The sequence below is a fragment of the Segatella salivae F0493 genome (genome assembly GCF_000477535.1).
Classification (GTDB): Bacteria; Bacteroidota; Bacteroidia; order Bacteroidales; family Bacteroidaceae; genus Prevotella; species Prevotella salivae.
In genome coordinates this window covers 1-23,490 of record NZ_AWGW01000014.1, presented here as the reverse complement: position 1 = coordinate 23,490, position 23,490 = coordinate 1, and the positions used below count along the sequence as shown (strand labels likewise).

General features: G+C 42.1%; 16 protein-coding genes, 1 tRNA gene and 1 rRNA gene. 10 read left to right on the top strand and 8 right to left on the bottom strand.

Annotation, left to right across the window (positions count from 1 at the left end; translation table 11 throughout):
- Positions 1 to 18 precede the first annotated feature (18 nt).
- The gene (locus HMPREF9145_RS05020) at positions 19 to 612 is read right to left on the bottom strand and encodes a TetR/AcrR family transcriptional regulator (RefSeq protein WP_007134203.1); all 594 of its coding nucleotides are present in this window, start codon (positions 610 to 612) and stop codon (positions 19 to 21) included.
- Between the two features lie 221 nt (positions 613 to 833).
- Here HMPREF9145_RS05020 and HMPREF9145_RS05015 point away from each other — a divergent pair.
- A tRNA-Met gene (locus HMPREF9145_RS05015) sits at positions 834 to 906 on the top strand.
- 89 nt (positions 907 to 995) lie between these two features.
- On the opposite strand, the gene HMPREF9145_RS05010 is transcribed toward HMPREF9145_RS05015, so the two are convergent.
- Genes HMPREF9145_RS05010 through HMPREF9145_RS05000 form a run of 3 tightly spaced genes read right to left on the bottom strand, consistent with a single transcriptional unit; the run spans position 996 to position 3,259 of the window.
- Positions 996 to 1,685 (bottom strand): GDSL-type esterase/lipase family protein, encoded by a 690-nt coding sequence (locus tag HMPREF9145_RS05010; RefSeq protein WP_036906674.1) that lies wholly within the window; start codon positions 1,683 to 1,685, stop codon positions 996 to 998.
- A 3-nt stretch (positions 1,686 to 1,688) separates the two neighbouring features.
- Positions 1,689 to 2,693, bottom strand: coding sequence for a M48 family metallopeptidase (locus HMPREF9145_RS05005; RefSeq protein ID WP_036906671.1), 1,005 nt, complete (start codon positions 2,691 to 2,693; stop codon positions 1,689 to 1,691).
- A gap of 5 nt (positions 2,694 to 2,698) precedes the next feature.
- The gene (locus HMPREF9145_RS05000) at positions 2,699 to 3,259 is read right to left on the bottom strand and encodes a LemA family protein (protein ID WP_036906687.1); all 561 of its coding nucleotides are present in this window, start codon (positions 3,257 to 3,259) and stop codon (positions 2,699 to 2,701) included.
- A 330-nt stretch (positions 3,260 to 3,589) separates the two neighbouring features.
- Between HMPREF9145_RS05000 and HMPREF9145_RS04995 the strand changes: the two genes are divergently transcribed.
- The 9 genes from HMPREF9145_RS04995 to murQ all read left to right on the top strand — a co-directional run bounded on the left by HMPREF9145_RS04995 (position 3,590) and on the right by murQ (position 19,057).
- Positions 3,590 to 6,958, top strand: a complete 3,369-nt coding sequence (locus HMPREF9145_RS04995) for a SusC/RagA family TonB-linked outer membrane protein (RefSeq protein ID WP_021825264.1) — start codon at positions 3,590 to 3,592, stop codon at positions 6,956 to 6,958.
- Positions 6,959 to 6,980: 22 nt separating this feature from the next.
- On the top strand, positions 6,981 to 8,705 hold the full coding sequence (locus HMPREF9145_RS04990; protein WP_021825258.1) for a RagB/SusD family nutrient uptake outer membrane protein: 1,725 nt from the start codon (positions 6,981 to 6,983) through the stop codon (positions 8,703 to 8,705).
- A 70-nt stretch (positions 8,706 to 8,775) separates the two neighbouring features.
- On the top strand, positions 8,776 to 11,844 hold the full coding sequence (locus HMPREF9145_RS04985; protein WP_021825267.1) for a golvesin C-terminal-like domain-containing protein: 3,069 nt from the start codon (positions 8,776 to 8,778) through the stop codon (positions 11,842 to 11,844).
- Between the two features lie 246 nt (positions 11,845 to 12,090).
- Positions 12,091 to 13,581, top strand: a complete 1,491-nt coding sequence (locus tag HMPREF9145_RS04980) for a glycosyltransferase family 2 protein (RefSeq protein ID WP_021825270.1) — start codon at positions 12,091 to 12,093, stop codon at positions 13,579 to 13,581.
- A gap of 83 nt (positions 13,582 to 13,664) precedes the next feature.
- Positions 13,665 to 15,005, top strand: a complete 1,341-nt coding sequence (locus tag HMPREF9145_RS04975; protein ID WP_021825257.1) for an MFS transporter — start codon at positions 13,665 to 13,667, stop codon at positions 15,003 to 15,005.
- Complete coding sequence (locus HMPREF9145_RS04970; RefSeq protein ID WP_021825259.1) at positions 15,006 to 16,229, top strand: exo-beta-N-acetylmuramidase NamZ family protein; 1,224 nt, start codon at positions 15,006 to 15,008, stop codon at positions 16,227 to 16,229.
- Positions 16,230 to 16,233: 4 nt separating this feature from the next.
- A complete protein-coding gene (locus tag HMPREF9145_RS04965; RefSeq protein ID WP_021825274.1) occupies positions 16,234 to 17,385 on the top strand; it encodes an acyltransferase family protein in 1,152 nt (383 codons plus the stop codon).
- Positions 17,382 to 18,227, top strand: coding sequence for an ATPase (locus tag HMPREF9145_RS04960; protein WP_021825262.1), 846 nt, complete (start codon positions 17,382 to 17,384; stop codon positions 18,225 to 18,227). The genes HMPREF9145_RS04965 and HMPREF9145_RS04960 overlap by 4 nt, the downstream gene beginning before the upstream one ends.
- A 5-nt stretch (positions 18,228 to 18,232) precedes the next feature.
- Positions 18,233 to 19,057: an N-acetylmuramic acid 6-phosphate etherase gene (gene murQ / locus HMPREF9145_RS04955; protein WP_021825271.1), complete on the top strand. Its 825-nt coding sequence runs from the start codon at positions 18,233 to 18,235 to the stop codon at positions 19,055 to 19,057.
- Positions 19,058 to 19,133: 76 nt separating this feature from the next.
- Here the strand turns inward: murQ and HMPREF9145_RS04950 are convergent, their stop codons facing one another.
- The 4 genes from HMPREF9145_RS04950 to rrf all read right to left on the bottom strand — a co-directional run bounded on the left by HMPREF9145_RS04950 (position 19,134) and on the right by rrf (position 23,164).
- A complete protein-coding gene (locus tag HMPREF9145_RS04950; protein ID WP_021825266.1) occupies positions 19,134 to 19,511 on the bottom strand; it encodes a transglycosylase SLT domain-containing protein in 378 nt (125 codons plus the stop codon).
- A gap of 662 nt (positions 19,512 to 20,173) precedes the next feature.
- The gene (locus HMPREF9145_RS04945) at positions 20,174 to 20,959 is read right to left on the bottom strand and encodes a class I SAM-dependent methyltransferase (RefSeq protein ID WP_021825276.1); all 786 of its coding nucleotides are present in this window, start codon (positions 20,957 to 20,959) and stop codon (positions 20,174 to 20,176) included.
- 336 nt (positions 20,960 to 21,295) lie between these two features.
- Complete coding sequence (locus HMPREF9145_RS04940; protein ID WP_021825260.1) at positions 21,296 to 22,411, bottom strand: hypothetical protein; 1,116 nt, start codon at positions 22,409 to 22,411, stop codon at positions 21,296 to 21,298.
- Positions 22,412 to 23,051: 640 nt separating this feature from the next.
- Positions 23,052 to 23,164, bottom strand: a 5S ribosomal RNA gene (gene rrf / locus HMPREF9145_RS04935).
- Positions 23,165 to 23,490 lie beyond the last annotated feature (326 nt).

The following is a 23,490-nucleotide window of genomic DNA, read 5'->3' as shown; positions in this document are numbered from 1 at the left end:
TAACTTAATAAATGTATTCTATTTATTCATTGACTTTCCCAATGCGCCATATACCACCTTTGCAACCAATGGTTTACTTGTTTCTTCGGTTAATCCGTGCCCTAATCGGCCATAAATAAAAGGCACTTCCAAGCCTTTAATACAATAATGTGTGATGTCGGCAACAAGATCTACGTCGTCAATATCAAACTCACCATCGGCTTTTCCCTCTGCATACACCTTGCGAAAGAGTTCAATTTCGTCTTCATCAAAGTTCTTTCGCACCTTCTCTACCATCCAAATGTTTCGGAAAAACTCTGCTCTGAGGTTACCATTCCTCACTACTGTTTCGCGAATTAGACTCAAATGGGTGTAGATAAGCTCTATAATCTTGTCTTGAGGGCGCATCTTCATGCAAGCGACTTCATCCAGTTTATCAGACAATCGTTCTAACTCTGATTCAATAACAGCTGAATAAACGTCTTCTTTTCGATTGAAATAGGTGTATAATGTACGGCGTCCTTTCCCCGAAGCAACGGCAATATCATTCATCGTTGTATTCGCAATTCCATGTTTAGCAAATAACTGCCGGGCAACATCTACTAATTTTTGTCTGGTCTTTGATATTGACATACTAAATCTTTTCAGGGTTTATATTGCACATTATAAATCGTATGCGCAAAAGTAAACTATTTATTTCAGAAACCCATCAAGTTTAATAAAAAAACGATGAAATTCAAAAATAATCATCGAAAAATTTGGTTTATACCACAAAAAGCATTACCTTTGCACTCGCATTCAGGAAAACAGACTTCTAAAGTCCTTCAATCCGAATGGTTTTAATTGGTTAATATCGCGGAGTGGAGCAGTTGGTAGCTCGCCAGGCTCATAACCTGGAGGTCGCATGTTCGAGTCTTGCCTCCGCAACTTTAAGGCGTCTGAAATAGTTTTTCTAAACATTTCAGACGCTTTTCTTTATTAGAATTACTCTTATCAATAGTGCAATGATAAGACATTTACATTCCTTTTAATGCACGTTTAATGCGAAAACACCAAAGCTTATAACCGAGTGGACTGAGATGGAGACCATCAAGTGTGAGAGAATCGCGTAGCTCATTTGTCCCGTGATAAATGAAATCATTGTACAAATTAATGTATGCGATGTGATTTTTCTCACAATAATTCCGTAACTTTTTATTCAAAGTAACGACTTCTTCAGACTTACCTTGCAATGTTTTCCAGCGTCCAAATGACTCATTAAACGGCAATAGACTTTGCACATAGAGTTTGGTGTCGGCCGCATGTGACCAAATTTTATCGATGAGACGTTGGTATTTTACGAACACCTGTTCTGCAGTTTGGTCCTGACTGAGATCATTTATGCCAATCATTAGAACGATTGCCTTTGGCTTTTTTGCAAGAATATCATCCAAACGGTTTAGTACTCCATCGACATTATCACCCATAATTCCCCGATTGCGCACATATTTGATGCCCAAACGTTTGCTCCAATCGCCCCCAAATTCAGTGAGACTATTACCCAACATAACGATATCTGAGGCATCGATACTACGCATTTTCGCAAATTCGGCCATGCGATCACGATAATGTTCAGTGTTCCACAAGTTGCTTTGTTGGGCATTACACGTCAACGATAGAAAGCACATGACAAGAAAAAGAAAGGATTTATTGATAGAATATCTCATATTTTAGAACTGTTCAAGTAAGGCTATACGTTTCTTTACATCAGGATGCGTGCTGAAAAGTGAATCCATGAAGCTCATTAAACCATGCTTCATTTCGTCAGGTTGAGCAATAAACAACTGCGCAACATCAGGTCGTTTCACATTATCTAACCCTGGATCAGCAGATATTTTCCGTAAAGCAGATGCCAAAGCAAGTGGATTTCCACATAGTTCTGCACCTCCTGCATCGGCCATATACTCTCGTTTTCGAGAAATAGCAAAGCGTGTTAACAACGTAAACACATAGGCAATGGCACAGCATATAATTCCAATCAATAGAACAATGATAATTCCTAAGCCACTGCCTCCCTTTTCATCATCACGCTTTCGCTCTCCTCCATACAGCAAAGTATTGTATAATAAGCGAACGGCAATAGACATAACAGTAGACACAATCCCAACGAACACAATACAAGTAATTAGGAGTTTTGTGTCATGGTTACGGATATGTGTAAGCTCATGGCCCAAAACGGCAGCAAGTTCATCGTCGTTTAGTTTATCCAACAGCCCTTCTGTGACCGTAACAGTATAGCTTTGAGCATTTATTCCGCTTGCATACGCATTGAGTTGTGGGTCATCTACAATATTAATCTTGGGCATATCCATATTACAAGTCATGCAAAGATTCTCCACAATATTATATAATCGCGAATTCTCCATACGTGTAACAGCGTGTGCACCCGTGGCATGTTGTATGATAGATGCATTATAAAAATACGCTATAATGAACCATATAGCAACGCCCAAAGCAATCCATGGAATGACTGTTAGATAGGATTGGTTTACATTGTCGACATTAAGGTAATGCACACTTTCCCCATATTGGTTAGTGTATCCATTTTCCAAATAATTCAAAGTGGCCAAGAATACCCATACCATCCCTGAGATGATCACAGGAAACATCAGCAACAACATCAAGCTTAGCCTGTTGTTGCGGCTGATCTGCGTCTGCATTCCTACATATTTCATTGTCTTTAGAACTTCACTTCAGGTGCTTTATCTAATTCTGCACGCTGTTCAGTGGGAATTTCAAACATTTGTTCTTTCTTAAAATCAAACATTCCAGCGAAGATATTAGAGGGGAATGTCTGTACTGCATTGTTTAATTCACGAGTAGTTGAATTAAAGAATCTACGAACGGCAGCCAATTTATTCTCTATATCAGCTAATTCATTCTGTAATTGCAAGAAGTTTTGGTTGGCCTTTAGTTCTGGATAAGCCTCTAAAGAAACCTTCAATCCAGACAAAGCACTCGTCAAAGCATTCTCTGCTTGAATCTTATCATCGATATTCGTGGCGCTCATTGCAGCAGAACGGGCCTCAGTAACACGCATGAAAACATCTTTTTCATGGTCCGCATAGCCCTTAACAGCGCCCACTAATTGCGGAACTAAGTCATGACGTTGCTTCAATTGAACGTCTATATTGGCAAAAGCGTTCTCACGATTATTCCTTAATTTAACGAGGTTGTTATAGATAGAAATACACCAAACAACAAGTAGTACAATAACTACCAATACAATGATTCCAGTCATATTCATTTCTTTTTCTAATGTTTATGGTTACAAAAGTAAACGAAAAGAAGCTGAAAAGAAACAACATTAAGATTAATTAGCAAAAAAAATGAAAGAAAAGGAGGCCAAACTTGAAAAATAAAGCAACTTTCTTTCCTTTGAAAGATATAATCACTACTTTTAGAATAAAAAATAACGGATTAATTTGCATATCTCTATTTTTTTTATCATATTTGCCAAATATAACCATTTATCAATCTATTAACAATGGGGGTATCGTACAACTATCCTTAAATGTACACCTTATATATTATAACTTAAAAGACAATATAACATTTAAACATAACGCTTATGAAACAACACATCGTACTTATTGGGGCGATTTGGCTATCGTGTTGCGCGGGAATGAACCGTTCTTACGCAGCACAGCTTCCATTGATGGCAGCCGAACAGCCAACGAACAACATCATTAAAGGAACTATTGTCGACGAAAATGGCGACCCGATTGCGGGTGCCAGCATCATCGAAATAGGGACAACACGCGGAACTATATCTGATAATAAAGGTAGTTTCCAGTTGAAAGTTGACGACTCGGCTAAACTTCGAATCTCTTTCTTAGGTTATAAGACAACCGAACTACGTGCAAAAAATGACATGACTGTAAAGCTATTACCAGACAATGCCCTATTAGATGAGGTCGTTGTTGTGGGTTATGGACAACAGAAGAAAGTTAATCTTACTGGTGCCGTGGCTAATGTTGACATAGAAAAGACATTAGGAAGCCGTAGTGAACAAGATGTAACAAAGGCTCTACAAGGTGCAATTCCAGGACTGACTATACTTAGTAATAATGGAAGTTTAGACGCTTCACCTTCTATTTCCATTCGAGGCTTGGGCACACTCTCTAACAAACAGAATTCATCTCCTTTAATTGTAGTCGATGGAATGCCTACCGACGATTTGTCAATGCTTAATGGTAACGACATCGCTTCTATCTCTGTATTGAAAGATGCGTCTTCATCTGCTATCTATGGAGCCCGTGCTGCCTTCGGAGTTATACTCATTAATACCAAGCAAGCAAAGAAAGGGGATAGGATTTCCGTACGCTATAATGGACAATTCTCATGGGATCAGGCTACAGTTTTACCCGATTTTCCAAGTGTTCCAGAGCAGTTAAAAGCAGGACTAATAGCTAAACAGCGAGCTGGTGAAGCCACTCCAGAGTTATTTGGCATGTATTTTGACAAACTACTCCCCTATGCTGAGGCTTGGCAAAAGCAGCATCATGGCAAGAAAGGCTACTCGCTGATGGAGCCATTTGTAGATATGAACAACGTGGGTGACTATGCTTTTATCAATGGTTCACCTCTATATTACGCAGATTATGACTTACAAAAGATATGGTATAATAATGCTGCACCTTCTCAAAGCCATAGTCTTAGCCTTACAGGATCGTCTGGTCGCACCTCTTTCTTCTCTGCTTTAAACTATGATAAGAAAGAAGACATCATGAAGTTCAGCCCAGGAAAGCGCAACAGATATAATGCAACCCTTAATCTTCAGACAGACGTTACCGACTGGTTAACAATGGGTATGCGCTTCAACTTTACTCGTCGACAGATGACTTCAGCCGATCCATTTACCGATATCTATCAATACCTTTGGCGCTGGGGCTCATACTTTGTTCCTTCTGGAATCTATCGTGATGCTGATGGCACAGAGTATGATTATCGAATGGTAGCAATGCAGAAACAAAGTAATCGCTTGGAACACGTTCACGACATGTTAAAGATGAATGTTTTTGCAAAAGCTAATATCACAAAAGACCTCACATTGAACGTAGACTATACTTATCAAATTGATGATTTCAATGAAAAGGCCTCTAATCGCAGTGTATATGGCATGAACTGGGTAGGCACAAAGCCTGGCTATATCGTTACACAAGCAAAATCAGATGCTACACGTTCTAATACAAAGATGAATCGTTGGGTTGCCAACGCCTATCTAAACTATGCACACACCTTTGCAAAAGATCATCATCTTAATGTCATGGCAGGTGTGAATGGAGAGAGTTTCAAGAGCGATCGCTTTGAAGCTATGCGCAACAAACTATACAATGAGGACTATCCTGAACTCAACTTGGCTTATGGCGACATGAAAGATGCAAAGATAGATGCCAGCACCGGCGACCGTTCTTCAGCGGGTTTCTTCAGTAGAATCAATTATTCTTTCCGCGATATCTATCTTCTTGAGCTCAATGGACGCTATGATGGGTCGAGCAGATTCCGCAAAGGAGACCGTTGGGCGTTCTTCCCAAGCTTCTCTTTAGGCTATCGTTTCTCTGAAGAATCTTATTGGAAAAACCTTAAATCCATCGTATCTAATGGTAAACTTCGCTTCTCTTACGGCGAAATTGGTAACGAAGCTATCGGTGATAACATGTTCCTCTCTACCCTAACTGCCTATAATGTGGCACGTTCAGGCTATACTTGGCTCAATGCTGGAGGTACAAAACTCAACGCCTTTACCATGCCAACATGGGTTAGTCCTACGCTAACTTGGGAACGAATCCACACAAAGAACTTAGGTTTAGACCTTGGATTCTTAGATGATCAGTTTACAGCTTCCATCGAAGTTTATGAGCGTTTAACGAAAGATATGTTAGCACCGGGCACAGCAATTCCGTCAGCTGTTGGTGCAGGTGCACCATATACAAATGCAGGAGAGCTTCGTTCGCGCGGATGGGAACTTTCACTTGCATGGCGCAAACAATTCACTAAGGAGTTTGGTTTGTATGCAAACTTCAGCATAGGAGACTCAAAAGTAAAAGTGAAGAAATGGAATAACCGCAACCAAATCATTGGCCACACCAATGACGTTTCATATGCTTATGCAGGCGAAACATGGGGAGACATCTGGGGATTTGAAACCGATCGTTATTTCACTCCTGACGATTTCGATGGCAAGAATCCTAATGGTAGCTGGAAATATAAATCAGGAATAGCAGACCAAACAGGCATTCAAACAGGTAATTTCGTTTATGGTCCTGGCGATATTAAGTTCAAAGACCTCAAAAATGATGGCAAAATCGATGGTGGAAAAGGTACTCTTGAAGATCATGGTGACTTAAAAGTCATTGGCAACTGCCTACCACGCTACGAATACAGCTTCCGCATTGGTGGAACATATAAAGGCTTTGACCTCGACTTATTCTTCCAAGGAGTGGGTAAACGCTCTGTATGGAATATCTCATCCTTTAACTTCCCTATGATGAGAAATCCCGACTTAGCAATCTATGCAAACCAAACGAAGTATAATGTTTATGACCCTGACAACGGAATCATCAACATTAGCGAGTCCAACGACTATCCATGCTTATGGCCAGGAAATGAGGATAAAGGAAACGTTTCAGCGCTTTCAGCTGCTGGAGGTTGTCATAACTATTATCCACAATCCAAATATCTCATCAACATGTCATATCTCCGATTGAAGAATGTGACATTAGGTTACACCCTTCCTAAACAGCTCACACAGAAAGCTTCCATTCAAACATTGCGTCTCTATGTGAGTGCTAATAACCTATTCTTATTGCATAAGGGCAACGGGAACCTACCATTAGACCCCGAAATCAATACAGGTGAAGGTGAAAAATTTGGTGGATGGGGCCGCACATTGCCTATTACTCGCACATGGACAATCGGTCTACAACTAACTCTTTAATGCTTATTTAAAATCGAAGAATATGAAAATTCAATGGCTTTATATTTTCTTGGCATCTTCATTCATGCTTGTTGGCTGTGACAATTTGCTGGATAAAGATCCTCGAGACACATTTATTAATAACAAAGGATTTTGGAGTAACGACAACCAAGTATCCAGTTATAGCAATGGTTTCTATGAGTTCTACGGCACAGCACGTAGTTTCTATTTCACAAGTCTTAATGACGACCAGGCCAATCCATCTTTCGACAACTGGACATTCACCACAGTTCCTAATAAGTCGGCCAGCTACTCAGGAAACTTTTCAAAGGTACGTCAGATCAATTACATGTTAGATGGGTTGGAAACCTCTACCCTCTCTACAGCCAAAAAGACAAACTATGCAGCCATCGCACGTCTCAATCGTGCATGGATTTATTATCAATTGGTAAAGATGTATGGTGACATTCAGTGGGAAAGTCATGTCATCGGGGATATCAATAGTGACGAAGTGTATGGTCCACGCACTGATAGAGATGTAGTCATGGACTCTGTGCTCCAAGACTTAAACTACGCTATACAGAACATTCCGAATAACACTGCAGACAAAACGCTTTGGAGTAAGGAAATGGCTTTAGCCATGAAGAGCGATATTTGCCTTTATGAAGGAACATTCTGCAAGTATAGAACCCAAGCCGACAATGGCAAAGCACCAGACCTTACGCGTGCAAACCGCTATCTCCAAGAATGTGTTGATGCCTCAGAAAAACTGCGCACATCGGGTGAGTTCCAACTAAACAGCTGGACACCGAACACAGCTGGGAAAATCTATACTATCTATAACTCGTTAGATTTGTCAACAAATAAAGAGGTCATCTTCTACAATCACTACGAGAAAGACGTGAAATCACATGGTCTTTGCGACTTTACCAGTAGTTCAACCACTCAAAGTGGTATTACAAAAGATGCTGTTGATGCCTTCCTTTTCAAAGATGGTAAGCCGTTATCTACTACTACTTTGAATAAGAACGATGAGGCTCGACGCAATGCCAAAGGTCATTATTCCATTGCACATCTATTGAACAACAAAGATAAACGATTAAGTTTACTCATTGATTCTATTATATGTTTCAAGAATCATGGCTGGATTCGGAACGAACCTTCGCCTAATGGTCCACTGCCAGCAGAGATGACTTCTTCAACAGGTTATTCTGTTTATAAGTATGATAACCCTCAAATGGAATTGTATTATCGTACAAATGGGAACACAAACTACACCGATATTCCGCTGTTTTGGCTTGCAACAGTACTCTTAAATGATGCAGAGGCTAAGGCAGAGATGGGAACTATCACGCAGGCTGACCTTGACAATACTGTCAATCTACTGCAAACACGAGCTGAACTGCCTCCATTGACGCTCAATCCAGCTGCCGACCCAGCCAACAATATGGGAGTCAGCAACCTGATTTGGGAGTTACGGCGTACAAGAAGATGCGAACTCATGTGTGATTTGAGTTATCGTTATTGGGACTTAGTACGCTGGCATCAGTTAGATAAGCTTGATAGCAACCTGCACCCCACTATCAATTATGGTGCAAACATTCATCAATTGACAGATAAAACAGGCTTATCGGTTGTCGGAGACTATCTGAAAGCAACATCATCGACACGTAGTTTCAACTCCAAATACTATCAGTATCCAATTCCTTCTAACGAATTAGAGCTGAACGAAAAGGAGGGTATGAAACAGAATCCCGGTTGGGAATAAATGAAATTCAAATCCTTTTTTCTCTCCTATCGCGGTCCTTTATGAGGACTGCGGTAGGAAATTATTGATTATGAACAAACGCTTTACGATTCAATTTCTCTTCATGCTGATGTGTAGCGTCGGCATTTCAAAAGCTCAACAGCTATTATCAGTAGACTCAGCAGCATTAGAGAAGGTACTAAACACATATACTTCAGGCATCACAATGCACCGTGTGAAGCTTGATTCCCTACGGCTTTCTCACGACACACTTGCTGTCTATGCATCTCCTAACTATGCTTATGTTTCCTTTACCGCATCCAGATGCAAGACCATCTACGAAGACTTAAAACGCAATCTCCCACAAACGATGCAGCCCTATCAGCTTGCCGTCTATGCAGGAGACCAGAATATAGAAGAACTTATCCCGCGTTTCTTCCAATCAAAGGCTAATAAGTCTCAGGCCTTTACCTACGCCCCATATACTCCTTTGGTTGAAAATCTATCGCGTCCCTATACTATTTCCAACGGACTTTCAGGCAAACACATAGCCATGTGGCAAAGCCATGGACTTTATTTTGAGGCTGGTCGCAACCGTTGGCAATGGCAACGAGCCCGTATGTTGCAAACCGTCGAAGACAAATATACACAGCAATATGTGCTCCCCTACCTCATTCCTATGCTCGAAAACGCAGGCGCCTACGTCTTGACTCCTCGCGAACGCGACACCAATCCCATTGAAGTGATTGTCGACAATGATGGTGTAATGGCGCAAAATCACTATACGGAAACCACAGGCGACCATCCTTGGCAAAATGGATTGAGTGCAGGCTTTGCCTATCTGCACAAAGAATATCGCGATTTTCAAAATCCATTTCGCGAAGGAACTTATCGTATGGTTTCCACAACCCAACGCAAGAAGGCTGTAAGTACAGTCTGTTGGCAGCCAACCATACCTGAAACGCGCGATTATGCCGTGTATGTGGCCTATACTTCTTTACCCAATAGCGCCACGGATGCACATTATACTGTCGTTCATAGCGGTGGAACAACAACACTTTCTATCAATCAACAGATGGGAGGTGGCACCTGGATATACCTCGGCACCTTTCATTTCAATGCAGGAACCACAGCCAAAGTGACGCTGACAAACTACTCTAAACAACCCAACACTATAGTAACAGCCGATGCACTACGCTTAGGTGGTGGCATGGGAAACATTGCTCGAACCACCAACGGAGACAGTATCGCCTATGATGGAAAGATAGATCGCAAGATAGGCTATAAGCCTCGCAATGCCTATCAGCCTGCTTTGACCTACCCTTATGTTACCAGTGGTTATCCAAGATATTTGGAAGCAGCGCGCTATTCCATGCAATGGGCAGGGGTTCCCGATAGCATTTACTCGCCATCTCATGGCTTAGATGATTATAGTGACGATTATAAATCACGCGGACAATGGGTAAACTATCTCGCCGGGGGCACGAAAGCATGGCCCGAAGGCAAAGGCTTAAACATTCCGATTGACTTATCTTTCGCCTTCCATAGCGATGCAGGAACCGTTTATGGAGACTCCATTATCGGTACATTAGGCATTTATGATACCCAAGCCTATCACGGACGATTTGCTGACGGCAGTAGTCGTGTGGCCAACAGAGGCCTTTGTGACCTTGTGCAATCTTCGATTGTGCACGACATTCGCAGCCTTTTCGAACCGAAATGGAGCAGGCGTGGCATGTGGGATCAACGTTATTTCGAAGCATGGACACCACGTGTTCCAGCCATGTTACTTGAGCTGTTGTCACATGAAAACTTTGCCGACATGCGCTACGGGCACGATCCTCGCTTCCAATTTGCAGTCAGCCGAGCCATATATAAAGGTATTTTGAAGTATCTAAGTGACGCTTATGGCTATCGCTATGTGGTTCAACCACTTCCCGTTCGCAATTTCTCTATCATCCCAATCAAGGCCAATCGCATACAGCTGGAATGGGAGGCAACGCCTGATTCGTTAGAACCAACAGCCAAAGCCACCCAATATGTTGTCTATAAACGTATGGGAGAAGGGGGCTTTGACAATGGAACAATTGTTACGAAAAACAGATTTGAAACAACAATTCCTTATGATAGTATTGTCAGTTTCAAGGTTTGCGCACTCAATGCAGGCGGCATCAGTTTCCCATCTGAAATCCTAAGTGCTGGTTTTTCAAGTCAAACCACAGGCAACCCCCTATTGATAGTAAATGGTTTTGACTGTCTAAGTGGCCCGGATGACTTCTGTAGTAGTGACGACGAATGGGCCGGTTTCTTAGCTGAAGAGGATAATGGCGTGCCCTATAATGGGCAAATTTCTTACGTGGGAAAACAGAAAGAATTTCGCCGTTCTATGCCTTGGACAGACGATGATGACTCTGGATTCGGAGACAGTCAGGCCGACTATGAGCGTATTTCCATTGCCGGAAACACATTTGATTACCCATATCTGCATGGTGAAGCTATGTTGAAGGCGGGCCACAGCTTTGTTTCTGCGTCTAAAAATGCCGCTATCGCCAAAGCGATGTTCGACACTAAGCGCTATGCTGCCATTGACCTCATTATAGGAAAGAATAAACAATCGAAGCTCGGACGCCTGCAACCTCAACGCGAACTCAGTTTCAAGACGTTCTCTCCTGCCTTGCAACAAGCTATCACCGACTATTGTAAAGCAGGCGGAAGCCTATTTATTTCGGGAGCATATCTTGGCACTGACCTATGGAGAAACCCTCTATCGACGCCTCAACAGCAAGATATTGACTTTGCAAAACACATCTTAAAATACCAACTACGCAATGATAAAGCAGCCGTAACAGGTAGACTTTCCACCATTGTTTCACCATTAACAAATGATGTTCTGACATTGGATTACGCTGCAAAACCTAACACAAGATGCTATGCAGTGGAGTCACCCGATGCGATAGAACCAGCAGATTCATGCGCTTATACAGCTTTCCGCTACCCTGAAAACAATAAGAGTGCGGGCATAGTCTTTGGTGGTAATCAGACAGATCAGTGGCGAACAGTTGTATTGGCGGTGCCATTTGAAACTATCATCGAAAGTAAAGAACGAACGAAATTGATGCAAATGATACTAAATTATTTGCTTCAACCTTCACGTTTTTGAAATCTTTTTGCTACCATTGTAGTCGCATTTGAAATGATAATGGCTGTAACAGCATTGCAAACCAATACAAATCATGCACTCGTATGGTTCATTTTGCAAGGTCAACAGCGTCATTTCATGCTGTAAAATGGCACAAACCGCGACAGCCTGCCAAAGTCCTTATAAACAAAAGGAGTTGAGGAGATGGCAAGAAGGCTGTTTCAGAAATATTTTAGAACTATCAAACCATAAATAAAAGAAAACGACATGCAGAACAAAAAACATGTAGTAGACTGTTTTATTCCAATGGCTTCAGCAGAAGCTTTGAATAAAACGTTGGCTGGATTGCAAAATGATGAACTTGTAAACCGCATCATCATTTTACAGACAAACGATGAAAACATAACAGGCGTTGACGGCGTACTGAAGATTGACACACTGAAAAGCAGTGATACCATGCGTAAGATTGCCATGGCAGCAGAGGCTCCCTACACGCTTGTTTATATGAAAGAGCAATATATGGAAATGGGACTTTATGCCTTGGAACGCATGGTTCGGATTGCAGACTATACGGATGCGGTCATGACTTATGCCGACCATTACAACATCTCGGCAGAGGGATTGCGCAGCGAAGCTCCTGTCATCGACTATCAACAAGGTAGCTTGCGCGATGACTTTGATTTCGGTTCAGTGTTGCTTTTCCGTACTGATGCCTTGAAAGCGGCTACTAAACAGATGACCGAGTCTTATCAAGCAGCTGGTTTCTACGACCTCCGTTTGAAACTTTCTGTAAATGGTCGCTTTGAACATATCAACGAATATCTTTACAGCGAGGTGGAACTTGACAACCGCAAGACTGGAGAAAAGCTCTTCGATTATGTTGATCCGCGCAATCGTGCCTCACAAATTGAGATGGAAGCTGTAGCAACCAATCACCTGAAAGCTATCGGAGCATACTTGAAACCAGAGTTTAAGCAGGTTGACTTAAAGGCTGAATCATTCCCTGTTGAGGCGTCAATCATGATACCAGTGCGCAACAGAATACGAACTATTCGCGATGCTATTGAAAGTGCGTTAAGCCAAAAGACCAACTTCAAATATAATGTCTTTATCGTAGAAAATGGCCCTGATTATCACTCAACGGATGGCACAACAGAAGCTATTGAGGAGTATAAAGACGACGAACGCGTAGTACATCTCATCCCTAACCGCCGCGATATAGGTGTTGGTGGCAGCTGGAATATGGCAGCAAACCATCCACAATGCGGCCGGTTTATAGTGCAGTTGGATAGCGACGACGTTTATTCTGATGAACATACCCTGCAGAAATTCGTCGATGCCTTTTATGAACAACAATGTGCAATGGTAATAGGCACGTATATGTTGACTGACATCAACCGCCAAATGTTGCCTCCTGGCAAGATTGATCATCGCGAATGGACACCAGAAAATGGTCGAAACAATGCACTCCGCATTAATGGTTTAGGCGCGCCTCGTGCCTTCTTTACTCCTATTTTGCGCGAAGTGAAACTGCCAAATGTCAACTATGGTGAAGACTATGCCTTGGGTTTAGCCATCTCTCGCGACTATCAGATAGGCCGAATCTATGACGTTTTGTACTATTGTAGACGTTGGGATGATAACTCAGATGCCGCATTAAGCGTTGAGAAAGAAAACAGAAACAACACCTATAAAGACCGCATCCGCACCTGGGAACTATTGGCTCGTTTGAAAAAGAATAAAGAACAAAAAGATTAATCCATTCATAAACCACGGAGGGAGTAGCCTAAACAGCACTCCCTCTATCTAAACTTTGTTAAGCATTCAATACACTGCATCACATGAAAACTAATCATGCATCCCCTTGGTTGTGGGTTCCGACATTATATTTTGCTGAAGGTATACCCTATTTTATCGTCAATAGTATCTCTGTAACGATGTTTACGAAGATGGGAGTACCCAATGGTGAGATGGCACTTTTCACGAGTTTACTCTATCTGCCGTGGACAATCAAACCATTATGGAGCCCGTTTGTTGATATCTTGAAAACCAAACGATGGTGGATTCTATGTATGCAGTTGCTCATGACAGCCGTCTTTGTGCTCACCACCTTGAGCATTCCACACCCTGACAAAGCTACAATTGCAGCGGGGTCTACCCCAATTTCACTATTCACCTTCACCTTAATTCTGTTTGTTATCACAGCCTTTGCTTCGGCAACACATGACATTGCTGCAGATGGATTCTACATGTTGGCGCTCAATCAGCAACAACAGAGCTTCTTTGTTGGCATCCGAAGCACGTTCTATCGCCTGTCATCAATCTTTGGTCAAGGTATTTTGGTGTATATAGCTGGCTATATTGAGCGCACAACGCAAAACATTCCACTCTCTTGGACGCTTACCATGACCATCACTTCGGTATTGTTTGCATTAATCAGTCTTTATCATATCTTCATTGTTCCAAGGCCTAAAGCCGATCAAAGACATCTCAACGACAACTCGGAGAAACATGCAGCACAAGAGATATGGACAGAGTTTGTACGAACCTTTGTTACATTTTTCAGCAAACCCGGTGTGCTATTAGCCATCGTTTTCATGTTACTCTATCGCCTCCCAGAGGCTTTTCTACTCAAAATGGTAAATCCTTTCTTATTAGATCCGATTGAAAAAGGCGGCCTAAACTTAGCCACTACTGAGGTAGGAATCATCTATGGGACGATTGGCGCATGCTTCCTGACATTAGGAGGAATTATCGGAGGCTTTGCTTCTTCACGCTGGGGATTAAAGAAATCATTATGGCCGATGGCGATATTCATTACACTTCCGTGTGTAACCTTCCTTTATATGAGCATAACACACCCCGAGAATGTTGTCGTCATCAGCACGTGTGTAGCCATCGAACAGTTTGGATATGGCTTTGGTTTTACAGCATATATGCTTTATATGATGTACTTTTCAGAAGGTGAATTCACGACAGCCCATTATGCCATCTGTACGACTTTCATGGCCTTGAGCATGATGATTCCGGGCATGTTTGCAGGATATTTGCAGGAGTGGTTAGGCTATGAAGGCTTCTTCTGGTTAGTAATGGTCTGCTGCTTGGCTACGATTGCAGTAACTATCATTGTGAGAAAGCAGGTCGATGTTCAATATGGCAGAAAGACAAACGAGGTTGAATAAATGAAGAAAATAGTTTTATTGTTGCTTTCATGCTGGCTATTCATGGGCTTGGCACAGGCTAAGGTGTTGACAGGAATTGAGGTTTTGAAACGTCAAGACTTTAAGATACTGGCAGGAAAGCGTGTGGGCTTGGTTACAAACCCTACAGGAGTAGACAACGAACTCCGTTCAACGATTGACGTTTTACATGCTGCAAAGAATGTGAAATTGGTGGCATTATTCGGTCCTGAGCATGGAGTGCGTGGCAACGCACATGCTGGAGACAAGGTTGGTAACACCAAAGACGAACGTACAGGCCTACCCATCTACTCACTTTATGGCACACAACGTGAACCAACCGATGAGATGTTGAAAGATATAGACATCTTAGTCTATGACATTCAAGACATCGGATGTCGGTCGTTTACCTACATAAGCACGCTGGGAAACATCATGAAAGCCGCTGCTAAACATAACATTAAAGTGGTTGTTTTAGACCGCCCTAATCCTTTGGGAGGCTTGAAAATAGAAGGCAATCTGACAGAAGAGGATTGCCAATCGTTTGTGAGTGCCTTTAAGATTCCTTATGTTTATGGGCTCACTGTGGGCGAGTTGGCAATGTTACTGAATGGTGAACGCATGTTAGGCAAACCCTGTATGCTCGAAGTAGTGAAGATGAAGGGGTGGAAACGAAAAATGGATTACAGTGCAACAAAGCTGAAATGGGTTCCCGCTTCTCCGCATATTCCACAGGCAGAAGCTGCGCCTTTCTATGCCATGACAGGCATAGTGGGCGAATTAGACAGTCTAAACATCGGCGTAGGCTATACACTTCCGTTCCAACTATTGGGCGCTTCGTGGATAGATGCAGACAAATTTGCAGACGATATGAATGCACTGCAGCTGCCAGGACTATTGTTTCGTCCCATCCACTATGTTCCTTTCTATGGTAAACAGAAAGGACAAGCCTTACAAGGAGTTCAGATTTATTTCACCGATTATGCCAAAGCAAGACTCTGCGACGTTCAGTTCTATGCCTTGCAAGTGTTGAATCAGCGCTATCCTTCACACGATATCTTAGGTGAATCGGGACAACGTACGACCATGTTGGATAAAGTTTGTGGCTCAAAAGTCATCCGCACGCGCTTCTTACAGCGGCATAACTGGCAGGATGTAGTGGGCTATTGGGACAAAGACATCATGCCTTTCAAGGCACTTTCGAAGAAATACTACCTATATAAATAAACAAATGACTACAAAGAAAACAAGCCGTATTGAAGCGGTGGACATCTTAAGAGGAATCACCATAGCTGGAATGATTCTCGTAAACAATCCGGGCGGTCAACCCGTCTATACGCCTTTGGAGCATGCTGAGTGGCTGGGGCTGACACCAACAGACTTGGTTTTCCCTTTCTTTATGTTCATCATGGGCATCACAACCTATCTATCCTTGCGCAAATATAACTTTGAATGGTCTTGGACATGCACACGAAAAATCATCAAACGTGGCATACTTCTCTATGTGATTGGTATTGGCATCAGTTGGATTATGATGTTTTCTCATGGGCTATTCAATGCAGAAAACGCAACACTCCCCTTGCTGTCGCGCATTGTAGTGTCGGCAAACGTCTTTGATCACATACGATTAGTTGGTGTGTTTCCACGTTTAGCCTTCTGCTATATGCTGGCTTCTTTCGTGGCAATCTCTATGAAACATAAGTATATTCCCTATTTCATTGGTGCACTCTTTGTAGGATATTACTTGATATTATGCTATGGAAATGGATTTGCCCACGATGCATCGAACATCTGCAATGTTATAGATGAGGCTGTTTTCGGACGTCAACATTTGTATCAATGGGATATTCCCGACCCCGAAGGATTACTGAGTAACCTTCCTGCTTTAGGTCATGTGTTGATAGGATTCTGCGTTGGACGGAGTTTAATGTCTGCTACATCAATCAATGAAAAAATTGAAAAGCTCTTCCTTTTTGGTGCATTACTGACATTTGCAGGCTTCCTTTTAAGCTATGGTTGCCCAATCAGCAAGAAACTTTGGACCCCAACTTTCGCACTGGTTACTTGCGGCTTGGCTTCAACAACATTAGCCATGCTAAGCTGGGTCATCGACAAAGAAGGCCACAAAAGCAGTGCTATTACTTTCTTTAGAGTCTTTGGTGTAAATCCATTAGCACTTTATGTATGGGCAGACTTGTTACTGATTCCGTTATCAATCGTACCCATTTGTGGTAAACCGATACAGGCGTGGGTATTCACCGACTTGCTACAGCCATGCATAGGAACACAAAATGCTGCACTGGCTTGGGCATTATTGTTCGTATTCCTCACATGGAGTAGCGGCTATTATCTATACAAAAAACAAATATTTATCAAATTATGATACTTTTAGCTGATAGTGGTTCAACCAAGACCGATTGGTGTTTGGTGGACCAAAAGAATAGTGTGACAAAGGTAAGAACGACAGGAATCAATCCATTCTTCCAGAGTTCAGAAGAAATAGCAAATGAATTGGCTACACATTTAGTACCCCATTTGCCAACAACACATCTTGAGTCCGTCTATTTCTATGGTGCTGGTTGCACGAAAGAGAAAAGCCCAATAGTGGCTGAAGCATTAAAAAAGCAATTTGAAATCACGGGAGATTGTGAGGTGGCTACAGACATGTTGGCAGCAGCACGAGGCCTATGTGGTCACCAACCAGGCATTGCCTGTATCATGGGTACAGGGAGTAATTCATGTGCTTATGATGGAAAGGACATCACAAAGAACGTTTCTCCATTAGGCTTTATCTTAGGGGATGAAGGCAGTGGGGCTGTATTGGGAAGGACATTAGTGGGCGATGTACTGAAGAATCAATTGCCGAAAGACATTGTCGAAGCCTTTCATGCAGAATATGGACTTAGCAATGCCGATATCATTGACCATGTGTATCGTCAGAAATTCCCTAATCGTTTCTTGGCAAGTTTCGTTCCTTTCCTGGCTAAACACATTGAAAACAAAGCTATTTTTGATTTGGTAAAGGAGAACTTCCGCCGCTTCTTAGTTCGCAATGTGAAGCAATATCAGGGCTGGGAACACCTGCCTATAGGCTTTGTTGGCTCTATTGCATACTATTTTCAGCAATCATTGAAAGAGGCCTTAGCAGCAGAACACATGACCATTGGCAAAACAATTCAGGCGCCAATGGAAGGACTTATTGCCTATCACACTACTAAAGTATAAAGCTTATGGCATTCATAAAGATTTCAGAACAGCCGTCTCTCTATGACAATTTAGAGAAAAAGAGTGTCCACGAATTATTAGTTGACATCAACCAAGAGGACAAAAAGGTGGCACTTGCTATTGAAGCAGCAATCCCACAGATTGAGAAACTGGTTGAAGCCGTAGTCCCACGGATGCAGAAGGGAGGTCGATTATTCTATATGGGTGCCGGAACAAGCGGTCGGTTGGGTGTGCTTGATGCTTCAGAAATACCACCCACATTCGGAGTTTCGCCTACGCATATCATTGGATTAATTGCAGGTGGTGACACCGCACTACGCAATGCAGTTGAAAATGCAGAGGATGATGAATACCGGGGATGGGAAGAACTGGAAGCTTATCATATCAATAAACTCGACACTGTGGTAGGAATTGCAGCATCAGGAACCACTCCTTATGTTGTAGGAGCATTGAAACAAGCTCGTGAAAAAGGCATTCTTACAGGCTGTATCACAAGTAATCCAGACTCGCCCATGGCCGAAGCATGTGACATCCCCATAGAAATGGTTGTAGGACCAGAGTTTGTTACGGGAAGTTCTAGAATGAAATCAGGCACAGGACAAAAGATGATTCTGAACATGATTTCAACAAGTATCATGATAAAGTTAGGCCGTGTGAAAGGAAACCGCATGGTAAACATGCAACTCACAAATAAGAAACTCATCGACAGAGGAACTCGAATGATTATTGAAGAATTAGGCCTTGACTATGACCATGCTAAGCGATTGCTACTGATGTACGGTTCAGTTAGAAAAGCAGTTGAAGAAGTTCAGAAAACAAAAGGAAAGTAAATGGACTATATTCAAATTCAAAAGAAATAAAAACGACTGATTGTTTATCTTCAATCAGTCGTTTTTATATTCCATATTAATGGAGTAAGCTCATTACCTTTTCAAAATATCGTTGCGTCTTTTTAATGCTAAAATGAATACCACCATTCCATGCTCTAATCGCAGTTTCAATATCATTCAGCGGATTATAATGCGATTGAATCAAAAGAAACATCTCTTTCGACTTCGCAATACTGAAACGATCGGATAACTTAAAGCGCTTTTTGCTCTTACGTTTTTTCAGGATTTGATTACACTCAGCAACCAAAACGGGAGTTATCTGCAATACACCTACAGAAGAACCACTCTTTGCCCGACTATTTCCTTTGCTCTCCACATGAATGATTGCGTTGATAACAGGATTCCAATCTACTTCATTCGCATTCTCCGTTTGTTCTGCTGCACAGCAGTACATAGGGAAAAACATAAAAACACTAAAAATCAACAATACGATCTTTTTCTTTTATCCATATTTGTTTTTTTATGGAACCTGAGTAAAATAAATATGATATACTCGCGATTTTGGCATATAAGAAACAAAAAGCCAATAATCTCAGTCCCGTTAAATACTAGGTATAGTACCATAAAAGATGTACTATCCTTTTTATTTATCGCTGCAAAGTTACAACATTTTAGGCAATTGAGCAAGTAAAAGCTTAGTCGAAATATTAAAATAAATAAAAGAGAGAGATTTTCAAGCCTTTGACCAGCAACAGTTTGCCCTCCCAGAAAATCAGAATTTGCAACTTACAATCATCTCCCGATATGAGCTCCCAACTTTGGGAATGCATGAAAACAGCGAAAACAAGTTTTCCCAACTTTGGGAACGGGCGAAATTCCTAAAAACAGTTGTTCCCAACTTTGGGAACGCATGAAAATAGCGAAAATAAGCTTTCCCAACTTTGGGAACGGACAAATTTCTCAAAAACAATTGTTCCCAAAGTTGGGAACAGTGTTTTTCTCATAAGCCTTTGCAAAACAGAGTGCATCTCAATGACTTGAAACACACTCCGTTTGAATGAATAAGTACCTTCCCTGTCGAAAAGGCAAAATCAGACTTAACACAAGTCATACGATTTATTTAATGCCATAAATCAGTCCCATGTTCTGCAACATAAGGCGCATAAGTGGATGCTTTTTTATGAAATCCTGCTTTTCAACGTGCAACATGCAGTGGATTTCAGAAATCCCCTCACGGCGCAGTTCATCAACAAACTCATCCATATCGCCATAAAGAGCTTTGCTGCCGAAGAGGTCTTGGAAAGCAAAAGCACCGCCTTTCTTCACCACACGCAGCGCTTCGCGCACCACTTTCCGCTTATCGGGCTGGGTCTTCACTTCGTGAAAAACAAAGTTGCTCACCGCCGCATCAAAACTTTCGTCGGCAAAATCAAGCTTTGAAGCATCTCCCTTGCTGAAGGTCACATGGTCAGCCACTCCTTCAATTTCGGCATTCCGCTCGCATTGCTCTTTGGCATAGTCCCAACCCATGCCCCAATAGTCCATCCCACGGAGCGTGGCCTCGGGAAATTGTTTTGCACAACGATTAGTGAGTGCCCCGGCCCCGCAGCCAATATCAAGGAGCGTTCCCTGCCCGTTCCAATTAAGATGGTCGATAAGAAACTGGTGGATTTCGCCCATCAATCCTCCTCCTTCAAAGGAGAAGGTGTGGTGACACACCTGCATGAAAAAGGCAATGACGACAGCAACGAGCGCCAACAGACCGGTAGTGACTGCAGCCCAGAAGTTATGCCAGTAGAACTGAGAAAATAAAAATGCCAGCAGGAAAGCTGCAGCACAACCATAGCTGATGCGCAGGATAGTTGCGGGAACCCAGTTCCCATAATTTGTTGTTCTTTTCATTGTGTATTAATTTGTTGTTTAATTTTATATCTCAGGTTAAGTCGGAGGAACTCTTATGCCACCATGTCTGCAAAGATAAGCAAAATTTATTTGCATGACAACACACACTTTAGAATTAATCGTATGAAAATGTTATTCTGTCTGTAGTTTCTGCTTACAACAAACAGAATTTACAGCAACGACACGAGTCGCAGCATTTGCACTACAAAAAAACGAGCCCTTATCAGCCGAAAACTTTATGATAAGGACTCGTAGGTGTTATATTATGATTTACTTACTCTTTTTTAATGTACAGTTCTATCACTCGCATGTCTCTCGTAGGCGTTATATTATGACTTACTTACTCGTGTGATAGATGCTTGCAGCACCACCTGCCAAATCAATCAGCACATCGGGAGTCGAACGCTCAGCCATGAGTTTGCGCAACATATACATGCTGTAAACACAGTACAACGTGTTGCTTACTGCAGGCTTCCAACTATTTGGATCATTGGCATCGGCTAAAAGGCCATGTTTATTGGCAGCCTTAAAATCTCTTCCCATTGCTGCAAGCAGGGCAGCATTGGTGTAAACAAAATATTTATAATCAACAGACTTGCCTTCTACATTGAGATTGCCAAACCGCTGGCTCAAATCAACAAACTGCTGATTGAGCTTCTCGCTATTGACATCTTGCAACCATTGTGCATAGAGTGGTGCGGCTTCGGCCGACAGTTTCGTCTCTTCAGGATAAGAGGACTGCACCTTTTCGGCTACAGCAGTATATTGCAGTTTGCTATATTTGTCGCCCACCAAAAAGAGCTGGACATACTGTGCCAGACGATTTCCGGCAAAAGTGAGTGCTTTATTGGCCGTCAAACCTTGAATGACGCCGGCATGCTCGGCAAAATATTTTCCGGCCGACTCCTCGGTTCCCCATTTCTTTGCACTGTTCTTATCGGTGATGATAATCTTCTTCACCGCAGCATCATAACCCACATACGCTTTGTTGACATCACTTGAATCAATGACGGTGAAATTTACCAAAGTATTCCCCGTTTCGTCTTTAATCCTACAAGCTACACCCAAACTGTATTCTGTGCGAATACATACTCCGGCATAGGGGTCGCCATCATATTTGGGCTGCTGGAAATCATATTCCTTTTTAAACACTGGCTTTTTGGTGTAATAGACTTCCATCGTGTATTTAGCCGCACCAGACTCCACATTGATGCCATTGCCCTTACCTAAATTCATCTGTTCGGGCAGCACATCAATCGTTTGCTTCGTACCCTCAAACTTGTAAGTATCATCGGGCGTAAGCTCTGTCAATTGAGCCGGAGCGATGAAGGCTTTCATCTCTTTGGGTAACAAGTTCTCACGTATGAACTTAAACGACTTTTGTGCAAAAGCATGCACACTGCTCATTGTCAGGATGGCACAAACCACCCATGAAGATTTTAATTGAATCATATGCTATTTTATTTAGAAAGTTAAGATGCACATTGAAGAAACAATGCAAAATTCAACAATAATGTCTGTATCATACAATGATTTGAATCGACTGAATTCAACGCAAATAAAGGAATCCTCCGCGCGCTGAAACACGATATGTTACGATGCAGTCCAAATTCATGGTTGCAAAATTAAAGATTTTTATTGAGAACGACAAGAAAACCTGCGCGATTTACAGCATATCGCATTCCAATCTGTACCATATCAGCTTCCAACTTGACGCAAATCATGCCGTAATCAGCGTCAGACTACATTGCAATCTGCGTCAAGTCGACGTGCAAATCCGTGTCAAATTACATTGCAATCTGCGTCAAGTAACCAGGCAATCAGCGTCAAGTAACCAGGCTTTCTGCATCAGAATGCGAGAGGGATAGGATGCAGATGGCAGGGAGGGCAACATGGGCAGGGATGCCTTTCCCTTGTAAATGGATGAAAAGAGGATGACAGCTCCCAATAAGAGTTGACAGAAATACGGTTTCCTGCAGGGTACAGGAAGGAAACTTACGGGGAGGAGACTTTACAGAGAGGAGACTTGGAAAAAGGACCAACACAAAAAAAGGAGCCCCGGGGACATTGTATCCTCGGGGCTCCGGCTGAAAAGAGGCGGCTACCTACTCTCCCGCATTGCATTGCAGTACCATCAGCGCAAGTGGGCTTAACTTCTCTGTTCGGAATGGGAAGAGGTGGGACCCCACCGCAATAACCACCTGATGTATCTTTTTAGTTTACGAGTTCTAAGTTGACGTGTTGACAAGTTATTTGTCTTATTTTGTTGACGAGTTCTAAGTTGACAGGTTGACAAGTTACTTGTTTTCTTGTCCATTCTCCTGTTTGTCTTATTGTCGCTTTTAATTAATCAAACAACTCGTTTACTTGTCTACTTGTTTACAGTCAACTATTAAACAATTAACTTGTTTACTATAAACTCGTTTACTTGTTAACTAATCAAACAATATCTCCACAAGCAAAGCTATAAAGGACTTTTTCAATCCGTTGTCTTGAACAACTCAAAGTGTGAGCCCGAAAAGAAGAAAGTT